Here is a 21,848-nt window from a genome sequence, read left to right on the forward strand (position 1 = left end):
AGCCCCATGTACTGCGGTGACGCGACGCGGCGACAACCGGCCCCGCACCTCGGCCAAGCCCATACGGCAACACCACCGCCCATCACCGCGCAAATGTCACTTATAACGTATATAAATCATGTATTTCATTATATTTGTTACAAAATTGGACCGACAGCGTTTACCACCCGACAGAAGCCATCCGGAAATGGCATCGCAAAACAGTCTGTTCTGCAGCCGGATTGCACATTCACAAAGCTGTCGCCATCCAGCACAATGTTTCGATCGGAACAAGGAGACACCATGAGTCACGTGCAGCTGGACATTGCCACCCTCGACGACTTGCCGCAGATCGTCGCCATCTACAACAGCACCATCGCCGGGCGCATGGTGACCGCCGATCTGGAACCGGTCAGCGTCGACAGCCGCCTGCCGTGGTTTCATGCCCACAACGCCGAACGCCGCCCGCTGTGGGTGGTGCGCGAACAGGGTGCCGTCATCGCCTGGATCAGCTTGTCCGATTTCTACGGCCGCCCCGCCTACAACGGCACCGCCGAGGTCAGCATCTATCTGGCGGAAAGCTGTCGCGGGCGCGGCATGGGCAGCCGCCTGCTGCAGCAGGTACTGGACATCGCGCCGCAGTACGGCGTGGAAAACCTGCTCGGCTTCGTGTTCGGTCATAACCTGCCCAGCCTCGCGCTGTTCCAGCGCCACGGCTTTGCGCAGTGGGCGCACTTCCCGCGCGTGGCGGTGCTGGACGGCGTGCACCGCGACCTGATCATCTTCGGCAAGGCACTGGCCTGAGAACGTGTTCACGATCTCGCACGCTCACGCGCGACCAGGCGAAAACGGCTGAGGAGGCGGCGTTTATCCGGAGATAAACCAGCAGCCGACGCTGTTTTCAACGCCGTATCGCCCCGTTTGAGATCAAGCCGCAGCAGATCGTGAACCGGTGCCGAGCCACTCACGCCGTGCCCGCAAGTCTCTGATAATGCAGTATTTATAGCAGGAGTCCACCATGCTGAGTCCCGACCAGATCCTTGCCTTTCTCGCCGCCGCCATGCTGATCACGCTGTCACCGGGGCCGGACAACCTGATGGTGCTGAGCCTCGGCATCGCGCGCGGGCGGCGTCACGGCATGGTGTTCGGGCTGGGCTGCGCGCTGGGCTGCCTCAGCCACACCCTGCTGGCCGCGGCCGGCATCAGCGCGCTGCTGGCGGCGTCGGCCACCGCTTTCCTGGCGCTGAAGCTCGCCGGCGGGCTGTATCTGGTATGGCTGGGGGTGCAGGCGCTGCGCAGCCGCGGCGCCCAGGGGCAGGGCGGCGAGCAGGGGCAGCAGGACGGGCTGGCGGCGCTGTTCGGCAAGGGGCTGCTGGCCAATGCCATCAACCCCAAGGTGGTGCTGTTCTTCCTCGCCTTCCTGCCGCAGTTCATCGTCGCCGACGGCGGTGACATCGCCTGGCAGACGCTGCAGCTGGGGGTGCTGTTCACGCTGCAGGCGGCGCTGCTGTTCGGCCTGCTCGGCTATTTTTCCGGCTACGCCGGGCAATGGCTGATGACCACGCCGCGGCGCGGTATGTGGCTGGACCGCATCGCCGGCACCGTGTTTGTCGCCCTCGGCCTGCGCCTGATCTTCAGCCGCTGAGCGCAAAAGCAATGCGGCCAACCTTGCAACAAGGTTGGCCGCATTGCTTTTGGCGTGCCGTCACGTGCGCCACGACGGCCACTCACCGTCCGCGAAAATCAAGAAAAAACACCAACACAAGCCGGTGTTGGCGCAAAAAGACGCCTGTTGACGACATCTTCCACGCCGACGCGTCGCAACGCGGCAGGCCGCGCCGGCTAGTCGTGATCGGAAGGCGCCGCGTCGACGGCGTGGCGCTGGCTACGGAACCACTGCGCGGCGCTGCCCGTCCACGCCAGGTACAGCGCCAGCGCGTCCAGCAGCAGCACCAGCGCGTCGGCGCCGTGCTGCCACCACGGCAGCGCCGTCGCCAGCTGGCTCAGCCACGCGAACAGCGACAGCAGCAGCCAGCCGCTGAGTGCCAGCCGCGCCCACGGCCGGCCGCGCGCCAGCTCCCACACCACCCACGCCGACAGACCGTAGGCCAGCACCACGAAGGCCAGCAGCCGCGCCAGCTCCACCAGCGGCAAGGCACTACCCAGCCACAGCCGCTCGCCCAGCTGCGTCACCGCGCCCAGCAGCAGCGACAGCCACAATAACTGCGCGCTGCGGCGCAAACGCAGCGATATTTCGGCAAACCCGAACCGGTATTCCATGACATAGACTCACTCAAACCCGAAGCGCGCATTACAACGCGTTGCGCCCGCCGCTGCAAATCGTCATGCGGCGGCGCAAAACTTCATGCGAGAATCCCTTATCGCGACTTCGTCACCGAGCGTATGCCCACCGTCCCGCGCTTTTCCCTGTCCAGCCTCACCGCCAAGACGCTACTGCTCAGTGCCGCGCTGTGCCTGCTGCTGCTCGGCCTCGGCGCGCTGGAGCTGGCCTCTTCCTACCGCAGCGCGCTGAAGCAGGGCTTCAACCAGGCCCGCGTCACCAACCTGCTGCTGGCGGAATGGATCCAGCGCGAATTCCGCGAAATCGACCTGATCCAGAGCGCGCTGGCCAAGCAGCTCGGCGCCGCCGACTTTGCCGCCACCAGCGACAGCCCGGCGCGCAGCGCGCTGGAGACGCGGCTGGTGCGCGCCATGCACGGCATGCCGCAAGCCTACGACCTGATCCTGGTCGACCGCGACTGCAAGCTGGTGCTGTCGTTCAAGGTATCGCCCGGCTTTGACGCCAGCGAGCGCAGCTACTGCAAGGCGATGCTGGCCAACAACCGCGACGACCGCTTCGTCAGCGAACGCTTCCACACCATCGCCGGCGACGACGTGGTGCTGGCCACGCAGCGGGTGCGCGGCGACGACGGCAAGGTGATCGGCCTGATCGGCAGCGCGGTGCGCGTCGAGCACTTCCAGACCCAGATCAACCGCGCCATGATCGGCAACCGCTACGACGTGCTGGTCTTTGCCGACAAGCGGCGCCAGCTGCTGGCGCGCCAGCCGATGCTGCCGAAACTGCCGACGCAGCCGGTGCCGGACCCGGAAGCCGAGGCGATGATCCGCAATCAGCTGAGCGAGGCGCAGTACGAGGCGACCTCGCCCTTCGACGGCCGCCGCCGCCTGCACGCCACGCGCCAGATCGAACACCTGCCGGTGATCGTGTCGGTCGGCATCGACAAGGAAACCCTGCTCGAGCCGTGGTGGAGCAAGCTGGTGCTGTTCCTTAGCAGCTGGCTGGTGATGGTGCTGCTGATCGTGTACGCCACCCGCCGCTACCTGCACAACGTGGCGCTGAGCGAGGCGCTGTCGATCCGCAGCGCGGCGATCGACTACGCCGCCGAGGCCATCGCCATCGCCGACGGCAACGGCGTGGTGCAGTACATCAACCCGGCGTTCAGCAGCCTGACCGGCTACCGCCTCGACGAGGTACGCGGCCAGCGCCAGCTGGCGCAGTTGCTGCTGGAACAGCAACCGGAGCTGCACGAGCAGCTGGCGCAGGCGATCCACGACGGCAAGCACTGGCGCGGCGAGCTGACCAGCACCCACCGCGACGGCCACACCTATGTCGAGACGGTGTCGGTGGCGCCGGTGCGCGACCAGTACAACGAGCTGATCCACATCGTCGCCATCAAGTACGACATCAGCGCCGCCAAGAAGCTGCAGGCCGACCTGGAACGCCTCGCCAACACCGACGAGCTGACCGGGCTGTACAACCGCCGCCAGTTCCTGCAACGGGCGCAGGAGGAAATCGCGCGCGGCCAGCGCTGGCAACGGCCGCTGTCGCTGGCGATGCTGGACCTCGACTTCTTCAAGCGTCTCAACGACCGCTTCGGCCACGGCTTCGGCGACGAGGTGCTGCGCCGCTTCGCCTCCTGCATCCAGTTCAACGTGCGGCTGGAGGATGTCTGCGGCCGCCTGGGCGGCGAGGAGTTCGCCATCCTGCTGCCGGATACCGACCGCTACAACGCCAGCCTGATCATGCAGCGGGTACGCGAGGCGGTGGAGCAGATCAGCCTCGACAACCCGCTGGGTGGCGAGGCGGTGCGCTTCACCGTCAGCATCGGCATCAGCGAACTGTACCCCGGCGAGGAAACGCCGACGCCGCTGATCGCGCGCGCCGACGCCGCGCTGTACCTCGCCAAGCAGGAAGGCCGCAACTGCGTGCGCACCGGCTGAGCACCGGTTCGCGATCTGCTGCGACCGATATCACCGAGGGCAATACTGCGTTAGAAACGGCTTCGGCATGCTTGCTCATCTCCGGATCAACGCCGCTTCCTCAGCCGTTTTCGCCTTGTCCCGCCCTGGCTCGCGAGATCGTGAACCCGTTCCGGGACCTGCGGCCAACCCTGGCCGCAGCGTTCCGTCTGATCCACGTCGAACCCCGTTGCCGCCGGCGCGGCTGTGTCCTGCCGATCGCGCCGCTCTGTGCCTGTTGCCACCGAGGAACGCCGCCTAAGCTCGGGCATCGTTTCTCTTTGGGTCCGCATCATGGCAACGCCTCTGCACTTCGTCTCCAGCAAAGTCTACCCGCGCCTCACCGGCGGCCGTTTCAACAGCCTGCGCGTCGCCTTCGTCGTCATCACCCAGCTGCTCTACTTCGGCCTGCCGTGGCTGAACTGGGACGGACAGCAGGCGACGCGCTTCGATTTCGACAGCATGCGGCTGTACCTGTTCGGCCTCACCCTGCTGCCGCAGGACTTCATCTACCTGGCGGCGGCGCTGATCGTCGCGGCGCTGGGGCTGTTCCTGTGGACGATGCTGGCCGGGCGGCTGTGGTGCGGCTTTTCCTGTCCGCAGACGGTGTACACCGAGATCATGATCTGGATCGAGCGCTGGGTGGAAGGCCCGCCCAACCAGCGCCGCAAGCGCGATGCCGCACCGTGGGGCGCGGAAAAAGTGCTGCGCAAGGGCAGCACGCAGCTGCTGATGGCCGCGTTCTCGCTGTGGACCGGTCTGACCCTGGTCGGCTATTTCACGCCGATGCGCGAGCTGGCGGCCAACCTGGGCGCCGGCCACATCGGCGTGTGGGAGGCGCTGTTCGCGCTGAGCTACGGCGGCTTCACCTGGCTGCTGGCCGGCGTGCTGCGCGAGCAGGTCTGCAAGCACATGTGCCCGTACGCCCGCTTCCAGGGTGCGATGTTCGACCGCGACACGCTGCTGGTGGCCTACGACGACAAGCGCGGCGAACCGCGCGGCGCGCGGCGCAAGCAGCACGCCATAATCCCGATTGCGGCCAACGTTGGCCGCGATGACAAGCCGCAGGGCGCCTGCGTCGATTGCGGGCTGTGCGTGCAGGTGTGCCCGACCGGCATCGACATCCGCGAAGGCTTGCAGTACGAGTGCATCGGCTGTGCCGCCTGCATCGACGTCTGCGACGAGGTGATGGACAAGACCGGCCAGGCGCGCGGCCTGATCCGCTTCAGCACCCAGCACGCGATGGAACAGCAGCAGCCGCTGCCGTCGCTGCGGCAACGGCCGCGCGCGCTGGTCTACAGCGGCCTGCTGCTGGCCATCGTCGCGCTGTCGGCCACCGGCCTCGCGCTGCGGGTGCCGTTCAAGGTCGATATCCTGCGCGACCGCGCGGTGATGCAGCGCGAGAGCAACGACGGCTACATCGAGAACGTCTACAACGTGCGCATCATGAACACCGAGCGCGACAGCCGCCGCTACCAGCTGCAGGTGGAAAGCGCCGGGCTGGTGCGGGTGGAGGCACCGCCGCTGCAGGTGGCCGGCGACAGCGTCACCAGCTTCAACGTCGCGCTGGTCGCCGATCCGGCGCTGCTGCCCAGCGGCAGCCACACCGTCAGCGTGCGCATCGTCAACCTCGACGACCCGAGCCAGGTGCTGCACGAGGAAGCGCGCCTGCTGATGCCATAGAACGTGTTCACGATCTCGCGCGCTCACGCGAGACAAGGCAAAAACGGCTGAGGAAGCGGCGTTTAGCTGGATATAAACCCGCACGCCGAAGCCGTACTCACCGTGTAACGTGTCACGAAGCGCAGCAGATCGTATACAGGTTCTAAAGGTTGGCCGCAGGCCGGCTCAGCCCTGGCGCAGCGCGCGCGCCAGCCAGTCCAGCGCCGCCTGCTGCCGCAGCGGATCGAAATAGCTGGCGTTCAGCCGCAGCGCGCGGCGGCCGGCCTCGCCCGGCAGGCACAGGGTGCCGGGCGCCAGCACGATACCCTCACGCTCGGCCTCGGCCGCCAGCTGCACGCTGTCGCACGGCAGCTGTTCCAGCCACACGAAATAGCCGCCCTCCGCCGCGCGCAGCACCACGCCGTCCGGCAGCCGCGGCTGCAATGCCGCCTCCAGTGCGCGCACCTTTTGCGCCAGCTGGCCGCGCAGGCGCGCCAGCAGCGGCAGGTGGCGGCCGCCGGCCAGCAGCTCCGCCAGCGCCAGCTGGTTGGGCAGCGGCGACGCCAGCGTGTGCGCCAGTTTCAGCCGGCGCACGATGTCGGCGTAGCGCCCCGGCGCCAGCCAGCCGACGCGGTAGCCCGGCGCCAGTGACTTGGAAAAGGTGCTGCACAACAGCACGCGGCCGTCGTGGTCGAGCGCCTTCAGCGGCTGCGGCACCGTGTCGGCAAAACCGAGATGGCGATAGGCGTCGTCCTCGATCAGCGGCACGTCGTACTGCTGCGCCAGCGCCAGCAGCGCCTGCTGGCTGGCCGCCGGCAACGAGCGGCCGTGCGGGTGGCAGAACGCGCTCATCAGCGCGATGGCGTGTACCTCGCCGGCGGCCAGCGCCTGCGCCAGCATCGCCAGCGGCAGGCGGTCGTCGGCGTCCGCCACCAGCGGCAGCACGCGCACGCCGTGCTCGCCCAGCCAGCCGAGCAGGCCGGGAAACGCCGGCAGCAGCACCGCGACGCAGGGGTCGGCGATGCCGTGGGTGACCGCGGCGATCGCCAGCGACAGCGCCTCCATGCCGCCGCAGGTCACCAGCACGTCGTCGGCCTGCAGCCGCCAGCCCTCGGCGTGCGCCTGCTGCGCGATCTGGCGCCGCAGCGCCGGCAGCCCGGCCAGCGCCGGCTCGGCCAGCGCCTGGTCGTAGCGGCGCATGGCGCCGATGAAGGCGTGCGTCAGCGGCCGCGTGTCGTACAGCGCGGTGTCGATGAAGGGCGCGCCCAGCGGCGCGGCCAAGCGGTCGGCGCCGTGCAGCGCGCCGGCGGCGACCACGTAGCCGCTGCGGGCGTGCGCCTCGACATAGCCCAGCCGTTCCAGCTCGTAGTAGGCGCGGCGCGCGGTATTGAGGCTGACCGCGTGCTGCGCCACCAGCTGGCGCAGCGAGGGCAGCGCATCGCCGGCCTGATAGCTGCCGTGTTCGATACTGTCGATGACCTGCTGGACGATGGTGCCGTATTTGCTCAAGAGGTGTGCTCGCTTGCCGGGGCAGAGCCGCCATTATGACGCTTTGCCGCCGTCGCGGGCAGCGCCGGCACCACGCCGCCGCGCTGGCGGAACACGCGCGGGGTGACGCCGGTGAGGCGGCGGAAGAAGCGGATGAAGTAGGCCGGCTCGGCAAAACCGAGCACATCGGCGATCTGGCTCACCGTCAGCACGGTGTAGATCAGGTTGCGCTTCGCCTCCAGCAGCTGGCGCTGGTGCACGATCTGCAGCGCGCTGTGCCCGGTCAGGCGGCGGCAGACGCTGTTGAGATAGGCGCTGGTGACGCCCAGCTGCCGCGCGTAGCGGCTGACCGGCCAGTGCGCGGCGTAGTGCTGTTCCACCAGCGCCGAGAATTTCACCAGCTGCGGCTGGCCGCGGTCGGGGCGGTCTTCGCTGGCGGCCACCTGCGGCAGCTGCCGGCTGAGCAGCACCACCAGCGCGCACATCAGCGAGCGCAGCAGCACGTCGCGGCCGGCGGCGGGGGTCGCGTATTCGCGGGCGATGGCGAGGAACAGCGCGTCCAGCTCGGCATCGGCGGCGTAGCAGCCCGGCTGCTGCAGCAGCGGCGGGCAGTTGGCCAGGCACTCCTGCAGCCACGCCACCAGCGGCGCCGCCAGGGTGATGATGTAGCCGTCGATGCTGTCGTGAAACTGGAAGCCGTGCACGCACATCGCCGGCACCACCTGGATCACCGGCACCGCCACCGGCGTGCAGTGCTCCTCGATGAACAGCGTCGCCGGGCCGCGGCGCACGTACAGCAGCTGGTACAGGTCGGCGTGGCGGTGCTGGTCGATCTCCCAGCCGTGGCGCTGGCTGCGGCTGGAGATGCTTTCACAGTGCAGCAGGTCCGGCGTCGGCCACGCCGCGCCCTCGCCATACAGCTTGAATACCGGAATGTCCCTGCTGGGCTGCAACATCATATTCCCCATCCGTTTCTGCGAAAAGTCCTGTTTTTTTACCTGAAATTGCCTGTTATGTCCCCCACTGCTGACCAAAAATACCGTCACACCAGCCAGAGCGCTGGGCTATACACAGCAAAAAGCAACACAAGAGGAACGCGATCATGAAAACACAAGTCGCCATCATCGGTGCCGGCCCGTCCGGCCTGCTGCTGGGCCAATTGCTGCACAAGGCCGGCATCGACAACATCATTCTGGAACGCCAGACCCCGGATTACGTGCTGGGCCGCATCCGCGCCGGCGTGCTGGAACAGGGCATGGTCAACATGATGCGCGAGGCCGGCGTGGCCGAGCGCATGGACCGCGAGGGCCTGGTGCACGAAGGCATCGAGCTGGTCTACAACGGCCGCCGCGACCGCATCAACCTGAAGGCACTGACCGGCGGCGACACCGTGGTGGTGTACGGCCAGACCGAAGTCACCCGCGACCTGATGGAAGCGCGCGCCGCCAGCGGCGCGATGACCATCTACGAAGCGGCCAACGTGCAGCCGCACGAGCTCAAGGGCGAAAAACCCTACATCACCTTCGAGAAAAACGGCGAAACCGTGCGCCTGGACTGCGACTACATCGCCGGCTGCGACGGCTTCCACGGCGTGTCGCGCAAGAGCATTCCGGCCGAGGTGCTCAGCCACTACGAACGCGTGTACCCGTTCGGCTGGCTGGGCCTGCTGTCCGACACTCCGCCGGTGAACGACGAGCTGATCTACGCGCAGCACGAGCGCGGTTTCGTGCTGTGCAGCCAGCGCTCGGCAACCCGCAGCCGCTACTACCTGCAGGTGCCGCTGACCGACAAGGTGGAAGACTGGTCCGATGAACGCTTCTGGGACGAACTGAAAACCCGCCTGCCGCAGGACGTGGCCGACAAGCTGGTGACCGGCCCGTCGCTGGAGAAAAGCATCGCCCCGCTGCGCAGCTACGTGGTGGAGCCGATGCAGTACGGCAAGCTGTTCCTGGTCGGCGACGCCGCCCACATCGTGCCGCCGACCGGTGCCAAGGGCCTGAACCTGGCCGCCTCCGACGTGTGCTACCTGTACCGCATCCTGGTGAAGGTGTACCAGGAAGGCCGTACCGACCTGCTGGAGAAATACTCCGAGCTGGCCCTGCGCCGCATCTGGAAGGCCGAGCGCTTCTCCTGGTTCATGACCACGCTGCTGCACGACTTCCCGGACGCCGACGCCTTCGACAGGCGCATGCAGCGTACCGATTACGACTACTACACCAGCTCGCCGGCCGGGCTGAAGACCATTGCCGAGAACTACGTCGGCCTGCCGTTCGACGAAGTGGACTGAGCCGCCGCTTACATCCCCTCTGATGATGATTGCCAGCCCCGGTCCTGCCGGTGCTGGCTTTTTTTTACGCCGCGTTCCCTGATCCGGCGTGGCGCCGCCCTGGCGGGCCTGTTGTCCCGTCTGCGGCGACGCGCCTTGGTGCAGATACACGGCGAGGCCTTGTCCGCCGCACTGGACTGGCTCCGTGACAGTGGCAGAAAGTGGCACTGGGCAAGGGGCCAGCCGGGCGGCAACATCAGGGCCGATCCCAAGCCTGGAGCCAGCCATGCCCTTGTACCAGCCCCCGTCCTTTGCCGCCGCGGCCAACGTTGGCCGCCATCTCGCCGCCGAGTTCCCGTTTGCCACGCTGCTGACCCAGCAACAGGACACGCCGTGGCTCAGCCACCTGGTGTTGCTGCCCGATCCGCACCACCCCGACTGCCTGCTCGGCCACCTCGCCGCCGCCAACGGCCACAGCGCCGCGCTGCTGAGCGCACCCAGCGTCGCCATCTTCCACGGCGAGCATGGCTACGTGTCGCCGCGCTGGTACGTCACCCCCGGCATGGTGCCGACCTGGAACTACCGCGTGGCGCACGCCCACGGCCAGGCCGAGGCGGTCAGCGGCGACGAGCTGGCCGCGCTGCTCACGCAACTGACCGCCCGTTTCGAAGGCGCCGACGGCTGGACGCCGGCGGCGATACCGGCCGCGGCGCTGGCGGCAATGCAGCGCGCCATCGTCGGCTTCCGGCTGCGGGTCACGCGCTGGGAGGTGAAGGAAAAACTGAGCCAGAACCGCAAGCCGGATGACGTGGCCGCGGTGATCGCCGCGCTGCAGGCCGGCGACGGCGAGCAGCGGCAGCTGGCGGCGCGCATGGCGCAGCGGCAATAAGCGCCGCCAACAAGACCTCGCAGCGCACCCTAGCCAGGGCGCGCCGACGCTGGCAGTACCCGTCGTACGGCAAGGAGGCGCAACGCAGGATCAGGGGTTTGGCTAGCGGCGCCAAGTCAGCCGACGCCGAGGCGGGCGTACACCTGCTGCCGCGTCTGCGCAACCAGCCGCGCCAGCTCGCCGCTGTCGCGCATCTTGCGCAGCTCGCGGTTGAAGCGGGCGATCAGCTCCGCCGCCTGCGGATGCTTGCGCGACACCACCACGCACAGCGGCGTGGTCCAGTACTCGCGTGCCTGCGGCACCAGCTGCCGCGCCTGCGACTGCCGCAGCGTGCTGCGTGCCAGCAGCTGCCCGGCCTCCCACTCCATCGGGAACAGGTCGATGCGGCCGGCCAGCAGCTTGCGCAGGTTGCTGCCGTCGTCGCTGGCGATGTCGACCTTGAGCACGCCCTGCTGCTGCAGGCTGCTGAAGGCATCGGAATAGAAATTGCCGGCGGTGATGCCGAAACGGTAGGGCGCGAGATCGGCCAGCGTCTGCCACGGATAGCTTTCGCCGGCGCGCTGGAACAGCACCATGCGGAACGGCATCACCGGCTCGGAAAACAGCAGGTCGCGCAGCCGCTCCTCGTTCGGCGTCCAGCCGAGGCTGCCGTCGACATCGCCGTTGCGCGCCAGCTGGATGGCACGATGGTTGGGATACCAGTCGTAGCGGACGCTGACATTGCCGCGGCGGAACACCTCGCTCACCACCGCCGACAGGATGCCGCCGCGCGGCAGCTGCTCGCCCATGAACGGCGGGTAGGCCTGGTTGGAAAAGCGCACCCGCAGTGGCGCGTCGCCGGCCAACGCCGGCAGCGACCATGCCAACAGCAGCAAGAGCATGAAATTGCGGAACAACGTCATATTCACCCCTGGCGGCGCCATTTTGCGTTGCATAGCAGCCTATCGTAAGCAGATGCTGTCGCCAAGCGGCAATAATACCCGCCGCCACGGGCGCTGGCGGGGCAAAAGCGGTACACTGCCGGCCTTGACCGAAACCTTCCCCAGCGAAAGCCCGCCATGGCACTGAAAGCCACCATCTACAAAGCCGATCTCACCATTTCCGACATGGATCGCGGCTATTACGACAGCCATAGCCTGACCATCGCGCAGCACCCGTCGGAAACCATCGAACGCATGATGCTGCGCATCGCGGTGTTCGCGCTGCACGCCGGCGAATACATGGCCTTCACCCGCGGCATCAGCGACGACGACGAGCCGGACCTGTGGCACAAGAATTTCAGCGACGAGATCGAACAGTGGATCGAGCTGGGCGAGCCGGACGAGAAGCGGCTGCGCAAGGCCTGCGGCCGCGCCGCCAAGGTGTGGCTGTACAACTACGGCGGCCGCGCCGCCGACATCTGGTGGCAGGGCATGGAAGGCAAGGTTGGCCGCTTCGACCACCTCAACATCTTCAGCATCGCGCCGGAAACGCTGGCCGAGCTGGCCGCGCTGTGCGAACGCAGCATGCAGCTGAATGCCACGGTGCAGGACGGCACGCTGTGGCTGTCGTCGGAAAAAGGCAGCGTCGCGGTGACGCCGCAGCGGCTGTACGGCAGCAGCGAACGCTGATCCTCAGCCGGCTTTGTGCGTCGTCATCAGCCGCGCAAAACCGCGCCGCGCCAGCGCCACCCCGTCGGCGCTGTCCAGCAACTGCTGGTCGTGGTGCGCGCTCTGCACCAGCCCGAACAGCATGAAGGCCAGTAGCGCCACATCGCAATCTTCCGCCAGCTCGCCGGCGTCGCAGGCCTGTTGCAGCAGGCGCTGCAGCGTCTCGCGCTGCCAGCGCTGGCCGGCGACCAGCGCCTCGCGCACCGCGCCGGGCTGATCGTCGAATTCATAGGCCGCCGCCAGCAGCGGACAGCCGCCGGGATAGCGGCCCTGTTCCATGCGTCCCAGCCAGCCGTCGAACAGCGCCGTCAGCCGCGCCATGCCGCGTGGCAGCGCCAGCGCCGGCTGCACCGTCTCGGCGACGAACTGCGCCTGCGCCGCCTGCACCACCGCCAGCTGCAACGCCTCCTTGCTGCCGAAGTGGGCGAACAGCCCGCTTTTCGACAGGCCGCTGGCCGCCGCCAGGCTGCCGATGGTCAGCCCGCTGACACCGACCTGGCTGGCCAGCGCCAGTGCCTGTTGCAGAATTGCCTCTCTTGTTGCCGCCTTTTTCGTCATCGCTGCTTGCCTTGCCGCTGTCTTCGTGCAAAATAGCACGATCGTTCTATTTTTGGAATCACACTCATGACCGCATTCAGCAAAGTCGTCGAGGTCCGCTGGGCCGATATCGACGCCAACCAGCACATGCGCCACAGCGCCTACGCCGACCTGTGCACCCACACCCGGCTGGAGTGGCTGCAGGCGGCCGGCTTCGGCGCCGACGAATTCAAACGCCAGGGCTTCGGCCCGGTGCTGTTCCGCGAAAGCACCGATTATCGCCGCGAGGTGAACCTGGGGGAACGGCTGGATATCAATGTGCTGATCGCCGCCGCCAGCCCGGACAACAGCCGCTGGCACATTCGTCAGGAGATGCGCAAGGCGGACGGCACCCTGGCCGCGGTGTACGAGGTGGCCGGCGCCTGGCTGGACCTGCGCAGCCGCAAGCTGATCGCGCCGCCGCCGGCACTGGCCGCCATCCTCGCCGCCTTGCCGCGCAGCGCCGATTTCGCCGCGCTGCCGTTGCCGCAAAGCGCCGCCTGAACGGAGCCGCCATGACGCTCGCCGCCAGTCTCGCCATCGCCGTGGTCGCGCTGATCCATATCTGGATCATGGTGCTGGAAATGTTCTTGTGGACGCACCCGGCCGGGCGCCGCGCCTTCGGCCTGACGCCGGAGTTCGCCGCTGCCAGCCGCGTGCTGGCCGCCAACCAGGGGCTGTACAACGGCTTTCTCGCCGCCGGCCTGCTGTGGAGCCTGCTGCCGGGCAGCCCGGCCGCCATCGCGCCGTTCTTCCTCGGCTGCGTGATCGTCGCCGGCGTGTTCGGTGCCGCCACCGCCAGCCGCAAGATACTGCTGGTGCAGGCCATGCCGGCGGCCGTGGCGCTGGCGCTGTGGTGGCTGGCCTAAGAACGTGTTCACGATCTCGCGCGCTCACGCGAGACAAGGCAAAAACTGCTGAGGAAGCGGCGTTTATCCAGATATAAAAAAGCATGCCGAAGCCGTTTTTAACACCGTATCGCTCCATTGAGGTCAAGTTGCAGCAGATCGTGAACAAGTTCTAACGCGCAGCCAAGATTGGCCGCAATGTGTGGCGGCGGGTTGCGGCGACGCCACACCGGCTGCGACAGCGGTGGGGTATCAGCGTACAATTCCGCCATTCTCGGCCGGGGCAAGATGACCACCGGCCGCACTTTTTTCAGGAATTGCGAGAAGCCATGTCCACACTGCTGCCCCTGCTGCAAGCCGCCGATGCCCAGCGCACCGCGCTGCTGGCGCAACTGCACGACGAAAACACCAATGCCTACCGCCTGTTTCACGGCAGCGTCGAAGGGCGCGACGGCCTCACCATCGACCGTTACGGCGATGTGCTGCTGATCCAGACCTTCCACACCCCGCTCAGCGACGAAGAGCACCAGGTCATCCTCGACCACTACGCGCCGCTGGGCCTGCACGCGGTGTACAACGACCGCAGCGGCAGCAATTCGCGCATCGGCAACCCGCTGCCGGAAGCCGAACTGGCCGAGGCGCAACAGCCGCGCGTGATCAGCGAGCTGGGCGTCAACTACCACTTCGAGGCGCGTCACGACGGCCAAGACCCGTGGCTGTTCCTCGACCTGCGCGCCGGCCGCCGCCGCGTGATGCAGCTGGCACAAGGCAAGAGCGTGCTCAACCTGTTCGCCTACACCGGCGGTGTCGGCGTCGCCGCCGCCAAGGCCGGTGCCAGCTTCGTGATGAACGTGGACTTCGCCGAATCCAGCCTGCGTGTGGCGCGCGGCAACGCCAAGCTCAACACCCTGGCCACCCGTCCGCGTTGCGTGCAGAGCGACTTCTTCCCGGCCATCCGCCAGCTGTCCGGCCTCGGCCAGGCCAAGATGGTACGCGGCAAGAAAATGCCTCCGTTCCAGCCGCTGGAAGCGCGCCAGTTCGATCTGGTGTTCCTTGATCCGCCGCGCTACGCCAAAAGCCCATTCGGCGTCGTCGACCTGATCAACGACTACGCGGCGTTGTTCAAGCCGTCGCTGCTGGCCACCGCCGAAGGCGGCATCATCATCTGCTGCAACAACGTGGCGCAGGTGGACGCCGATGCCTGGCTGGACCAGCTCAAGCGCAGCGCGGAAAAAGCCGGCCGCACCGTACGCGACGTGGAGTGGATCTCTCCGGAAGCCGACTTCCCGTCCTTTGACGGCAAGCCGCCACTGAAAATGGTGCTGCTGCACGTTTAAGCACGCCTTCGCCGCTATCCGACAGCGCCCGCCGGGCGCTGTCCCTGTTTCCACCGTCCGTGACCGAACGCTACCCTCATGAGCCAGCCGCTAAGTTATCTGCAAGCCTATCCCGCCGAACTGCTGGACAAGGTGCGCGCGCTGCTGGACCAGGGCCAGCTCGGCCAGTGGATTACCCGCCGCTATCCCGAGCGCCACGACGCCGGCACCGACCGCGCGCTGTACGACTACGTGATGGCACTGAAGCAGCGCTACCTGAAGAACGCGCCGCCGCTGGCCAAGGTGCAGTACGACAACAACATGCACCCGGTCAACGGCACGCTGGGCACCAATGCCTTCGTGTCGCGGGTGCAGGGCGGCAAGCTGAAATCGAAGAACGAGATCCGCATCGCCACCCTGTTCCGCGAGGCGCCGGAGCCGTTCCTGCAGATGATCGTGGTGCACGAGCTGGCGCACCTGAAAGAAAAGAACCACGACAAGGCGTTCTACCAGCTGTGCTGCCACATGCTGCCGGATTACCACCAGCTGGAATTCGACACCCGGCTGTGGCTGACCGCGCGCGAGCTGGAACGCTGACGCGCAAGCCTGGCCGCAAGGCCTGCGGCCAACCTTGGCGGCTGACACCCGCGCGCCGCTCGCCTACAATACGCACCCTGTTGATTTGACAACGATTTGCGGCACTACCCGCCGCCCATGAAAGCCCGATTATGTTGCGACTCGCCGAAATCAAGCTGCCGCTTGACCACCATGACTCCGCGCTGCGCGAAGCGGTCTGTGACCGCCTCGGCGTGCCCGACAGCGCCATCCGCGCGCTCACCGTTTTCAAGCGCAGCTACGACGCGCGCCGCTCCTCGCAGCAGCTGATCTACATCGTCGACCTGGATATCGCCGGCGAAGACGCACTGCTGAAGAAATTCAAGGGCGACCCGCACGTCGGCGCCACGCCGGACATGCACTACTACTACGTCGGCCAGGCGCCAGCGACGCTGCCGTGCCGGCCGCTGGTGGTCGGTTTCGGCCCCTGCGGCATCTTCGCCGCGCTGATCCTGGCGCAGATGGGCTTCAGGCCCATCGTGCTGGAGCGCGGCAAGGAAGTGCGCCAGCGCACCAAGGACACCTGGGGCCTGTGGCGCAAGAACGTGCTGAACCCGGAATCCAACGTGCAGTACGGCGAGGGCGGTGCCGGCACCTTCTCCGACGGCAAGCTGTACAGCCAGATCAAGGACCCGCGCTACCTCGGCCGCAAGGTCATAGCCGAGTTCGTCAAGGCCGGCGCACCGGAAGAGATCGTCTACGTCGCCAAGCCGCACATCGGCACCTTCAAGCTGGTGACGATGGTGGAGAAGATGCGCGCCACCATCATCGAGCTGGGCGGCGAGATCCGCTTCGAGCACAAGGTGACCGACATCCTGCTGGAGGGCGACGGCGATACGCGCCAGCTGCGCGGCGTGGTGCTGGAAAACGGCGAACAGCTGCTGTCCGACCACGTGGTGATGGCGCTGGGCCACAGCGCGCGCGACACCTTCGAGATGCTGCACGCGCGCGGCGTGTACATGGAGGCCAAGCCGTTCTCCATCGGCTGCCGCATCGAACACCCGCAGTCGCTGATCGACAAGGCGCGCCACGGCAAGCACGCCGGCCACCCTATCCTCGGCGCCGCCGACTACAAGCTGGTGCACCACGCCAAGAACGGCCGCGCGGTGTACAGCTTCTGCATGTGCCCGGGCGGCACCGTGGTCGCCGCCGCCTCCGAGCCGGGGCGCCTGGTCACCAACGGCATGAGCCAGTATTCGCGTAACGAGCGCAACGCCAACTCGGCGCTGGTGGTCAGCATCACCCCGGAAGACTACCCGGGCGACGGCCCGCTGGCCGGCATCGCGCTGCAGCGGCAGCTGGAAGAGCTGGCGTTCAAGCTCGGCGGCGAGAACTACGAGGCGCCGGCGCAGCTGGTCGGCGACTTCCTCGCCGGCAAGCCGTCGACGCAACTGGGTGAAGTGGAGCCATCGTACAAACCGGGGGTGAAGATGAGCGACCTGGCCAGCATCCTGCCGCCGTACGCGGTGGAGGCGATGCGCGAGGCGCTGCCGGCCTTCGACCGCCAGATCCGCGGCTACGCGATGCACGACGCGGTACTGACCGGGCTGGAGACGCGCACCAGCTCGCCGCTGCGCATCACCCGTGGCGACGACCTGCAAAGCCTGAACGTGCGCGGCCTGTATCCGGCCGGCGAAGGCGCCGGTTACGCCGGCGGCATCCTGTCGGCCGGCGTCGACGGCATCCGCATCGCCGAAGCGGTGGCGAAAAGCATGCTCGGCCTGCACTGAACCAGCGCAAGCCATTGCCATCGAAACGCGGCGCGCCCGGCTGGCGCGCCGCATTTTTTGCTGCGACCGCCTGGCGGCCGTGGTAAAACGCCCGTATGCACACGAGTCACGTCGCGGCAATTTTTAGTCGCACGTGCTAAAACCAAGGTTGGCCGCAGGGCCACACACCGGTCCTTGCCACCAACCGGGTCATAACCAGCGCCCGGCACGTATCGGGCGCCCACCTGTTGAAACCCTTGCTTGCAAAGGAACTACCGTGAAGCTTTCCATCAAATCGCTGGCCATCGCCAGCCTCGCCGTCGCCGTTACCGGTTGTGCAGTCAATCCGCAAACCGGCCAGAATGAAATGAGCAAGACCGCCACCTACGGCCTCGGCGCCGCCGCTGCCTGCGGTATCGTCGGCGCGCTGACCCATGGCGGCAAAGGCGCACGCAACTCGGCACTGGCCTGCGGCGCACTGGGTGCCGGTGTCGGCGCCTACATGGACTACCAGGAAAAACTGCTGCGCGAAAAACTGGCCAACAGCCAGGTGCAGGTGCAGCGCGTCGGCGACCAGATCAAGCTGGTGATGCCGGAAAACATCACCTTCGCCACCGGCAGCGCCACGCTGGGCAGCGGCGCGGTGAAGACGCTGGGTGACGTGGCCGGCGTGCTGGCCCAGTACGCCGACACCACCATGGTCGTGGCCGGCCATACCGACAGCACCGGCAGCCAGGCGCTGAACCAGAGCCTGTCCGAGCGCCGTGCCGCCGCCGTGGCTACCGTGCTGCAGCAGCGTGGCGTCGCCGCCGCGCGCATCCGCAGCGTCGGCTACGCCTCCAGCCAGCCGGTGGCCGATAACGGTACTGCCGAAGGCCGCGCCAGGAACCGCCGCGTCGAAATCGCCATCGACCCGATCAAGCAGTAAGCCGTCAGCGCTATCGCCACCGCCCCTGCCGCCCACGCGCCAGGGGCGGTTTTTTTACGCTCAGCGTGGCGGAATGGAGTAGGTGCCGCTGACGTGCGCCACCGGCTCGGCGGCGCCGTCGGAGTACAGCAGCACCTCGCCCACCGCCAGCCGCTGCCCCAGCTTGAGGATGCGGCCTTCGGCGATGATGTCCGCCGGCGGCGGCTTGCGCAGGAAATTGATGTTGAGGCTGGTGGTCACCGCCAGCTCCACCGGGCCGATCATGCCCAGCACCACCGCGTACAGCGTGGCGTCGGCAATCGCCATCAGCGCCGGCCCGGCGACGGTGCCGCCGGGGCGGATCTGCGCCGGATTGAACTGCATGCGCAGCCGGGCCCAGCCGTAGCCGATGTGCTCGCAGCGGATACCGAACAGCGCGCACAGCGGCAGCGCCTCGTCGATCAGTGCCTGAAAGGCCTGCGGGGTCATGCGTGCTGCGGTGTCGCCATGCATCATCTGCCATCCCTGACTACAGTGAAGTAAGCAGCTTAACAGCCGGCCACGTTGGCCGCAGGCTTTGCGGTATCATCGCCGTCCCTTTCCCTTATCCAGCGAGCCGAACATGAGCGACCTCACGCCCGTTACCCCCAAGCCCTGCCACAAATGCGGCGCCCCCGCCGAGGTGGTCAAAGCCGGCTCGCGCCGTTTCTGGGTGCAGTGCTCGCGCTACGCCGGCCAGGGCACCTGCTCGGCGATCGGCTCGCAGGCCGACAATCGCAAGGAAGCGATCGCCAACTGGAACAAGATCCGCTGACGCGGGCATTGTGCCGGCCATGGTCTAGCATGAAATCAGGATACGGTCGGAGATGCCTGTGCGCTTATTCCTGTTCTGCCTGCTGCTGAGTGCGGCACTGCCGGCGCTGGCCGGCGGCTGGCGCGTGGTCGGCGACGAGCAGTTCGCGCCGTACAGTTTCCAGTACGGCGAAGACCCGCAACCGCGCGGGCTGGACGTGGAAGTGGTGCAGGCGGTGCTGCGCGAAGCCGGCATCGAATACCAGCTGCGGCTGTATCCGTGGGCGCGGGTGAAGCAGATGCTGGCGCTGGGCGATGCCGAGATGGCGTTCCAGTTCGCCGGCACCCCGGAGCGCAAGGCGCAGTACGAGCTGGTCGGCCCGCTGCGCAGCGGCGCCACCGTGTTCATGACCACGCGCAAGCTGCCGCTGGCCGACTGGCGCCGGCTGGACGACCTGAGGCCGTATGTCGTCGGCCAGGTCAGCGGCTATGCCTACGAGGCCGCCTTTGACAGTTTCGAGCTGGTGCGCGACAGCAGCGCGCAGAATCCGCGCCAGCTGGTCGCCATGCTGCTGGCCGGCCGCATCGACATCATCGTCGGCGACCGCCTGCAGCTGATGCACTTCGTGCGCGAACAGCGGGCAGAGCAGCAGGTACGCATCCTGCCGCGCCCGCTGGTGGAAATGCCGCGCTATGTCGCCTTTGCCAAGGGCGACAGCGCGCGGGCACAACGCTTTGCCAGTGCGCTGCAGCGCCTGCAGCGCGCCGGCAAGCTGGACGCCATTTACCGGCGCTGGGGGCTGTAACAGCGTGTTCACGAGCTGGCGAGCGACGGCGCGACAGGGCGACAAGGGCTGAGCAAGCGGCGTTTGCCTGCTGGCAAACACGGCTGTCGCCACTGTTTGAACGCCGTGTCGCCCGCTGCGATCCGGTCGCAGCAGAATCGTGCGCCGCTGCCAAACGCACCCGCGTCCGGACAGGAAGGGGGACACCATGCGACACCTGTCTTTGCTACTGTGCCTGATACTGGGCTCGACGCCAGCGTTGGCCGCAGAGCCGCCGGCAGTGCCCGGCTGGCAGGACTACCGCGACGGCAAGCTGGCCAGCGCGCGCCAGCACTTCGAGGAAGCGGCCGGCGCCGGTGACCGGGTCGCCGCCTTCAATCTGGCGATGCTGTACTGGCGCGGCGAAGCCGTCGCCACCAGCAAGCCCAAGGCGCTGTACTGGCTGCGCAAGGCAGCCGAGCAGCAGCTGCCGCAGGCTGAGCACGCGCTGGGCATCCTCTACGAAAACGGCGACGCGGTACCCAAGTCGCTGACGCGCGCCACCTACTGGTTCGACCGCGCCGCCAACCACGGCCTGATCGTGGCGCAGATCGACCTCGGCACCCAGTTTTTCCTCGGCCGCGGCGCGCCGCAGGACTACGCCCGCGCCGCCTACTGGTATGAAAAAGCCGCGGAACAGGGCGACGCCGGCGCGCAATACCTGATTGCCAGCATGTACGAGTACGGCCACGGCGTGCGCCGCGATCTGGAAAGCGCGATCCGCTGGTACGCCAAGGCCGGGGTGCAGGGCGATGTCGCCGCCACGCTGAAGGCAATCGAGCTGGCGAAACAGATCAGCGGCCAGGCGCTATAGCGCACAGCATGCAAAACGGCGGGGAAACCCCGCCGTTCTGGTCTGCGCCGCGCTCAACCCAAGCTCAACCCAGGCTGAGCGCCGTCTCGTCGTCCTCCGCCTCCTCGCCGAGGAAGCCGCCGCTCTGGTGCGCCCACAGCCGCGCGTACAGGCCGCCACGGGCCAGCAGGCTGGCGTGGTCGCCTTCCTCCACGATGCGGCCCTTGTCCAGCACGATCAGGCGGTCCATCGCCGCGATGGTCGACAGCCGGTGCGCGATGGCCACCACCGTCTTGCCCTCCATCAGCCGGTACAGGCTGCGCTGGATCGCCGCTTCCACCTCCGAATCCAGCGCGCTGGTGGCCTCGTCCAGCAACAGGATCGGCGCGTCCTTCAGCATCACCCGCGCGATGGCCACCCGCTGCCGCTGGCCGCCGGACAGCTTCACGCCGCGCTCGCCGACGTGGGCGTCGTAGCCGCTGCGGCCCTTCGGATCGGTTAGCGTCTGGATGAATTCGTGCGCCTCGGCGCGCTCGGCGGCGGCGATCATCTGCGCGTCGCTGGCGTCATTGCGGCCGTACAGCAGGTTGTCGCGCACCGAACGGTGCAGCAGCGAGGTGTCCTGCGTCACCATGCCCACCTGCGCGCGCAGGCTGTCCTGCGTCACCTGCGCGACGTCCTGGCCGTCGATCAGGATGCGGCCACTTTCCACGTCGTAGAAGCGCAGCAGCAGGTTGACGATGGTGGACTTGCCGGCGCCGCTGCGACCGACGAGGCCGATCTTCTCGCCGGGGCGGATGGTCAGCGACAGCTCGTCGATCACCGTGCGCGTGCCGCCGTAGCTGAAGCTGACCTGCTCGAAGCGCACCTCGCCACGGCCAACCTTGAGCGGCTGCGCCTGCGGCGCGTCCTTGATCGCCACCGCGCGCGACAGGGTGTTGATGCCGTCCTGCACCGTGCCGATGTGCTCGAACAGGCTGGACATCTCCCACATGATCCAGTGCGAGATGCCGTTCAGGCGCAGCGCCATCGCGGTGGCCGCCGCCACCGCGCCGACGCCGACCGCGCCGCGCGTCCACAGCCACAGCGTGGCGCCGGCGGTGCTGGCGATCAGCAGCATGCTCAGCAGGTGGTTGACGATCTCGAAGCCGCTGACCAGCCGCATCTGGCGGTAGGCGGTGTGCAGGAACTCCTGCATCGCGCCGCGGGCAAAGCCGGCCTCGCGCTGGCCGTGCGAGAACAGCTTCACGGTGGCGATATTGGTGTAGGCGTCGG

23 protein-coding genes are annotated in these 21,848 nt (G+C 67.4%); 16 read left to right on the forward strand and 7 right to left on the reverse strand.

What is annotated here, in order from left to right:
* The first annotated feature begins 282 nt into the window (after nucleotides 1–282).
* Together ACG97_RS14715 and ACG97_RS14720 are read left to right on the forward strand one after the other, a co-directional pair.
* Nucleotides 283–783, forward strand: coding sequence for a GNAT family N-acetyltransferase (locus ACG97_RS14715; RefSeq protein WP_047968127.1), 501 nt, complete (start codon nucleotides 283–285; stop codon nucleotides 781–783).
* 214 nt (nucleotides 784–997) lie between these two features.
* Entirely contained in the window at nucleotides 998–1,624 is a 627-nt protein-coding gene (locus tag ACG97_RS14720; RefSeq protein ID WP_047968128.1) for a LysE family translocator, read from the forward strand.
* A 197-nt stretch (nucleotides 1,625–1,821) separates the two neighbouring features.
* Here the strand turns inward: ACG97_RS14720 and ACG97_RS14725 are convergent, their stop codons facing one another.
* Nucleotides 1,822–2,259 carry a hypothetical protein gene (locus ACG97_RS14725; protein ID WP_047968129.1) on the reverse strand — a complete coding sequence of 146 codons (438 nt, stop codon included), beginning with the start codon at nucleotides 2,257–2,259 and terminating at the stop codon, nucleotides 1,822–1,824.
* Between the two features lie 123 nt (nucleotides 2,260–2,382).
* Between ACG97_RS14725 and ACG97_RS14730 the strand changes: the two genes are divergently transcribed.
* Together ACG97_RS14730 and ccoG are read left to right on the forward strand one after the other, a co-directional pair.
* Complete coding sequence (locus ACG97_RS14730; protein ID WP_047968130.1) at nucleotides 2,383–4,221, forward strand: diguanylate cyclase; 1,839 nt, start codon at nucleotides 2,383–2,385, stop codon at nucleotides 4,219–4,221.
* A 312-nt stretch (nucleotides 4,222–4,533) separates the two neighbouring features.
* Nucleotides 4,534–5,922, forward strand: a complete 1,389-nt coding sequence (ccoG, locus tag ACG97_RS14735; protein ID WP_047968131.1) for a cytochrome c oxidase accessory protein CcoG — start codon at nucleotides 4,534–4,536, stop codon at nucleotides 5,920–5,922.
* Between the two features lie 165 nt (nucleotides 5,923–6,087).
* Here ccoG and ACG97_RS14740 read toward each other — a convergent pair whose 3' ends face one another.
* Together ACG97_RS14740 and ACG97_RS14745 are read right to left on the reverse strand one after the other, a co-directional pair.
* A complete protein-coding gene (locus tag ACG97_RS14740) occupies nucleotides 6,088–7,410 on the reverse strand; it encodes a PLP-dependent aminotransferase family protein (RefSeq protein ID WP_047968132.1) in 1,323 nt (440 codons plus the stop codon).
* Nucleotides 7,407–8,348 (reverse strand): helix-turn-helix domain-containing protein, encoded by a 942-nt coding sequence (locus ACG97_RS14745; protein WP_202902793.1) that lies wholly within the window; start codon nucleotides 8,346–8,348, stop codon nucleotides 7,407–7,409. Before ACG97_RS14745 ends, ACG97_RS14740 begins: the two co-directional genes overlap by 4 nt.
* Before the next feature lie 143 nt (nucleotides 8,349–8,491).
* Here ACG97_RS14745 and pobA point away from each other — a divergent pair, with 143 nt between their 5' ends.
* Entirely contained in the window at nucleotides 8,492–9,676 is a 1,185-nt protein-coding gene (pobA, locus tag ACG97_RS14750; RefSeq protein WP_047968133.1) for a 4-hydroxybenzoate 3-monooxygenase, read from the forward strand.
* Nucleotides 9,677–9,941: 265 nt separating this feature from the next.
* Nucleotides 9,942–10,544 carry an FMN-binding negative transcriptional regulator gene (locus ACG97_RS14755; RefSeq protein WP_082133813.1) on the forward strand — a complete coding sequence of 201 codons (603 nt, stop codon included), beginning with the start codon at nucleotides 9,942–9,944 and terminating at the stop codon, nucleotides 10,542–10,544.
* A gap of 116 nt (nucleotides 10,545–10,660) precedes the next feature.
* On the opposite strand, the gene ACG97_RS14760 is transcribed toward ACG97_RS14755, so the two are convergent.
* Entirely contained in the window at nucleotides 10,661–11,446 is a 786-nt protein-coding gene (locus ACG97_RS14760) for an ABC transporter substrate-binding protein (RefSeq protein ID WP_047968135.1), read from the reverse strand.
* A gap of 156 nt (nucleotides 11,447–11,602) precedes the next feature.
* Between ACG97_RS14760 and ACG97_RS14765 the strand changes: the two genes are divergently transcribed.
* Entirely contained in the window at nucleotides 11,603–12,154 is a 552-nt protein-coding gene (locus ACG97_RS14765; RefSeq protein ID WP_047968136.1) for a YaeQ family protein, read from the forward strand.
* Between the two features lie 3 nt (nucleotides 12,155–12,157).
* Here the strand turns inward: ACG97_RS14765 and ACG97_RS14770 are convergent, their stop codons facing one another.
* Nucleotides 12,158–12,751 (reverse strand): TetR/AcrR family transcriptional regulator, encoded by a 594-nt coding sequence (locus ACG97_RS14770; protein WP_047968137.1) that lies wholly within the window; start codon nucleotides 12,749–12,751, stop codon nucleotides 12,158–12,160.
* Nucleotides 12,752–12,817: 66 nt separating this feature from the next.
* On the opposite strand from ACG97_RS14770, the gene ACG97_RS14775 reads away from it, so the two are divergent.
* The 6 genes from ACG97_RS14775 to ACG97_RS14800 all read left to right on the forward strand — a co-directional run bounded on the left by ACG97_RS14775 (nucleotide 12,818) and on the right by ACG97_RS14800 (nucleotide 18,185).
* Nucleotides 12,818–13,273 carry a thioesterase family protein gene (locus ACG97_RS14775; RefSeq protein ID WP_047968138.1) on the forward strand — a complete coding sequence of 152 codons (456 nt, stop codon included), beginning with the start codon at nucleotides 12,818–12,820 and terminating at the stop codon, nucleotides 13,271–13,273.
* A gap of 11 nt (nucleotides 13,274–13,284) precedes the next feature.
* A complete protein-coding gene (locus ACG97_RS14780) occupies nucleotides 13,285–13,638 on the forward strand; it encodes a DUF1304 domain-containing protein (RefSeq protein ID WP_047968139.1) in 354 nt (117 codons plus the stop codon).
* A 308-nt stretch (nucleotides 13,639–13,946) separates the two neighbouring features.
* Nucleotides 13,947–14,954, forward strand: a complete 1,008-nt coding sequence (locus ACG97_RS14785) for a class I SAM-dependent rRNA methyltransferase (RefSeq protein ID WP_047968140.1) — start codon at nucleotides 13,947–13,949, stop codon at nucleotides 14,952–14,954.
* A gap of 78 nt (nucleotides 14,955–15,032) precedes the next feature.
* Nucleotides 15,033–15,530 (forward strand): M48 family metallopeptidase, encoded by a 498-nt coding sequence (locus ACG97_RS14790; RefSeq protein ID WP_047968141.1) that lies wholly within the window; start codon nucleotides 15,033–15,035, stop codon nucleotides 15,528–15,530.
* Nucleotides 15,531–15,661: 131 nt separating this feature from the next.
* Nucleotides 15,662–17,278: an NAD(P)/FAD-dependent oxidoreductase gene (locus ACG97_RS14795; protein WP_047968142.1), complete on the forward strand. Its 1,617-nt coding sequence runs from the start codon at nucleotides 15,662–15,664 to the stop codon at nucleotides 17,276–17,278.
* A 256-nt stretch (nucleotides 17,279–17,534) separates the two neighbouring features.
* On the forward strand, nucleotides 17,535–18,185 hold the full coding sequence (locus ACG97_RS14800) for an OmpA family protein (protein ID WP_047968143.1): 651 nt from the start codon (nucleotides 17,535–17,537) through the stop codon (nucleotides 18,183–18,185).
* 60 nt (nucleotides 18,186–18,245) lie between these two features.
* On the opposite strand, the gene ACG97_RS14805 is transcribed toward ACG97_RS14800, so the two are convergent.
* Nucleotides 18,246–18,680, reverse strand: a complete 435-nt coding sequence (locus ACG97_RS14805) for a PaaI family thioesterase (protein WP_238377356.1) — start codon at nucleotides 18,678–18,680, stop codon at nucleotides 18,246–18,248.
* Nucleotides 18,681–18,786: 106 nt separating this feature from the next.
* Between ACG97_RS14805 and ACG97_RS14810 the strand changes: the two genes are divergently transcribed.
* From ACG97_RS14810 to ACG97_RS14820, 3 genes are all read left to right on the forward strand, one after another.
* Complete coding sequence (locus ACG97_RS14810) at nucleotides 18,787–18,978, forward strand: Lar family restriction alleviation protein (RefSeq protein ID WP_047968144.1); 192 nt, start codon at nucleotides 18,787–18,789, stop codon at nucleotides 18,976–18,978.
* A 52-nt stretch (nucleotides 18,979–19,030) separates the two neighbouring features.
* Nucleotides 19,031–19,762, forward strand: a complete 732-nt coding sequence (locus tag ACG97_RS14815; protein WP_156168058.1) for an ABC transporter substrate-binding protein — start codon at nucleotides 19,031–19,033, stop codon at nucleotides 19,760–19,762.
* A gap of 187 nt (nucleotides 19,763–19,949) precedes the next feature.
* Nucleotides 19,950–20,594 (forward strand): tetratricopeptide repeat protein, encoded by a 645-nt coding sequence (locus ACG97_RS14820; RefSeq protein WP_047968145.1) that lies wholly within the window; start codon nucleotides 19,950–19,952, stop codon nucleotides 20,592–20,594.
* Between the two features lie 64 nt (nucleotides 20,595–20,658).
* On the opposite strand, the gene ACG97_RS14825 is transcribed toward ACG97_RS14820, so the two are convergent.
* Nucleotides 20,659–21,848: ABC transporter ATP-binding protein (locus ACG97_RS14825; protein WP_047968146.1), on the reverse strand; the 1,190-nt coding region annotated here is incomplete at its 5' end.

The sequence above is a fragment of the Vogesella sp. EB genome (genome assembly GCF_001037925.1).
Lineage (GTDB): Bacteria > Pseudomonadota > Gammaproteobacteria > Burkholderiales > Chromobacteriaceae > Vogesella > Vogesella indigofera.

Coding starts and splice junctions, on each gene's coding strand:
- ACG97_RS14715 (WP_047968127.1), top strand. CDS start 283: ATGAGTCACGTGCAGCTGGACATTGCCACCCTCGACGACTTGCCGCAG.
- ACG97_RS14720 (WP_047968128.1), top strand. CDS start 998: ATGCTGAGTCCCGACCAGATCCTTGCCTTTCTCGCCGCCGCCATGCTG.
- ACG97_RS14725 (WP_047968129.1), bottom strand. CDS start 2,259: ATGGAATACCGGTTCGGGTTTGCCGAAATATCGCTGCGTTTGCGCCGC.
- ACG97_RS14730 (WP_047968130.1), top strand. CDS start 2,383: ATGCCCACCGTCCCGCGCTTTTCCCTGTCCAGCCTCACCGCCAAGACG.
- ccoG (WP_047968131.1), top strand. CDS start 4,534: ATGGCAACGCCTCTGCACTTCGTCTCCAGCAAAGTCTACCCGCGCCTC.
- ACG97_RS14745 (WP_202902793.1), bottom strand. CDS start 8,348: ATGATGTTGCAGCCCAGCAGGGACATTCCGGTATTCAAGCTGTATGGC.
- pobA (WP_047968133.1), top strand. CDS start 8,492: ATGAAAACACAAGTCGCCATCATCGGTGCCGGCCCGTCCGGCCTGCTG.
- ACG97_RS14755 (WP_082133813.1), top strand. CDS start 9,942: ATGCCCTTGTACCAGCCCCCGTCCTTTGCCGCCGCGGCCAACGTTGGC.
- ACG97_RS14760 (WP_047968135.1), bottom strand. CDS start 11,446: ATGACGTTGTTCCGCAATTTCATGCTCTTGCTGCTGTTGGCATGGTCG.
- ACG97_RS14765 (WP_047968136.1), top strand. CDS start 11,603: ATGGCACTGAAAGCCACCATCTACAAAGCCGATCTCACCATTTCCGAC.
- ACG97_RS14770 (WP_047968137.1), bottom strand. CDS start 12,751: ATGACGAAAAAGGCGGCAACAAGAGAGGCAATTCTGCAACAGGCACTG.
- ACG97_RS14775 (WP_047968138.1), top strand. CDS start 12,818: ATGACCGCATTCAGCAAAGTCGTCGAGGTCCGCTGGGCCGATATCGAC.
- ACG97_RS14780 (WP_047968139.1), top strand. CDS start 13,285: ATGACGCTCGCCGCCAGTCTCGCCATCGCCGTGGTCGCGCTGATCCAT.
- ACG97_RS14785 (WP_047968140.1), top strand. CDS start 13,947: ATGTCCACACTGCTGCCCCTGCTGCAAGCCGCCGATGCCCAGCGCACC.
- ACG97_RS14790 (WP_047968141.1), top strand. CDS start 15,033: ATGAGCCAGCCGCTAAGTTATCTGCAAGCCTATCCCGCCGAACTGCTG.
- ACG97_RS14795 (WP_047968142.1), top strand. CDS start 15,662: ATGTTGCGACTCGCCGAAATCAAGCTGCCGCTTGACCACCATGACTCC.
- ACG97_RS14805 (WP_238377356.1), bottom strand. CDS start 18,680: ATGATGCATGGCGACACCGCAGCACGCATGACCCCGCAGGCCTTTCAG.
- ACG97_RS14810 (WP_047968144.1), top strand. CDS start 18,787: ATGAGCGACCTCACGCCCGTTACCCCCAAGCCCTGCCACAAATGCGGC.
- ACG97_RS14815 (WP_156168058.1), top strand. CDS start 19,031: ATGCCTGTGCGCTTATTCCTGTTCTGCCTGCTGCTGAGTGCGGCACTG.
- ACG97_RS14820 (WP_047968145.1), top strand. CDS start 19,950: ATGCGACACCTGTCTTTGCTACTGTGCCTGATACTGGGCTCGACGCCA.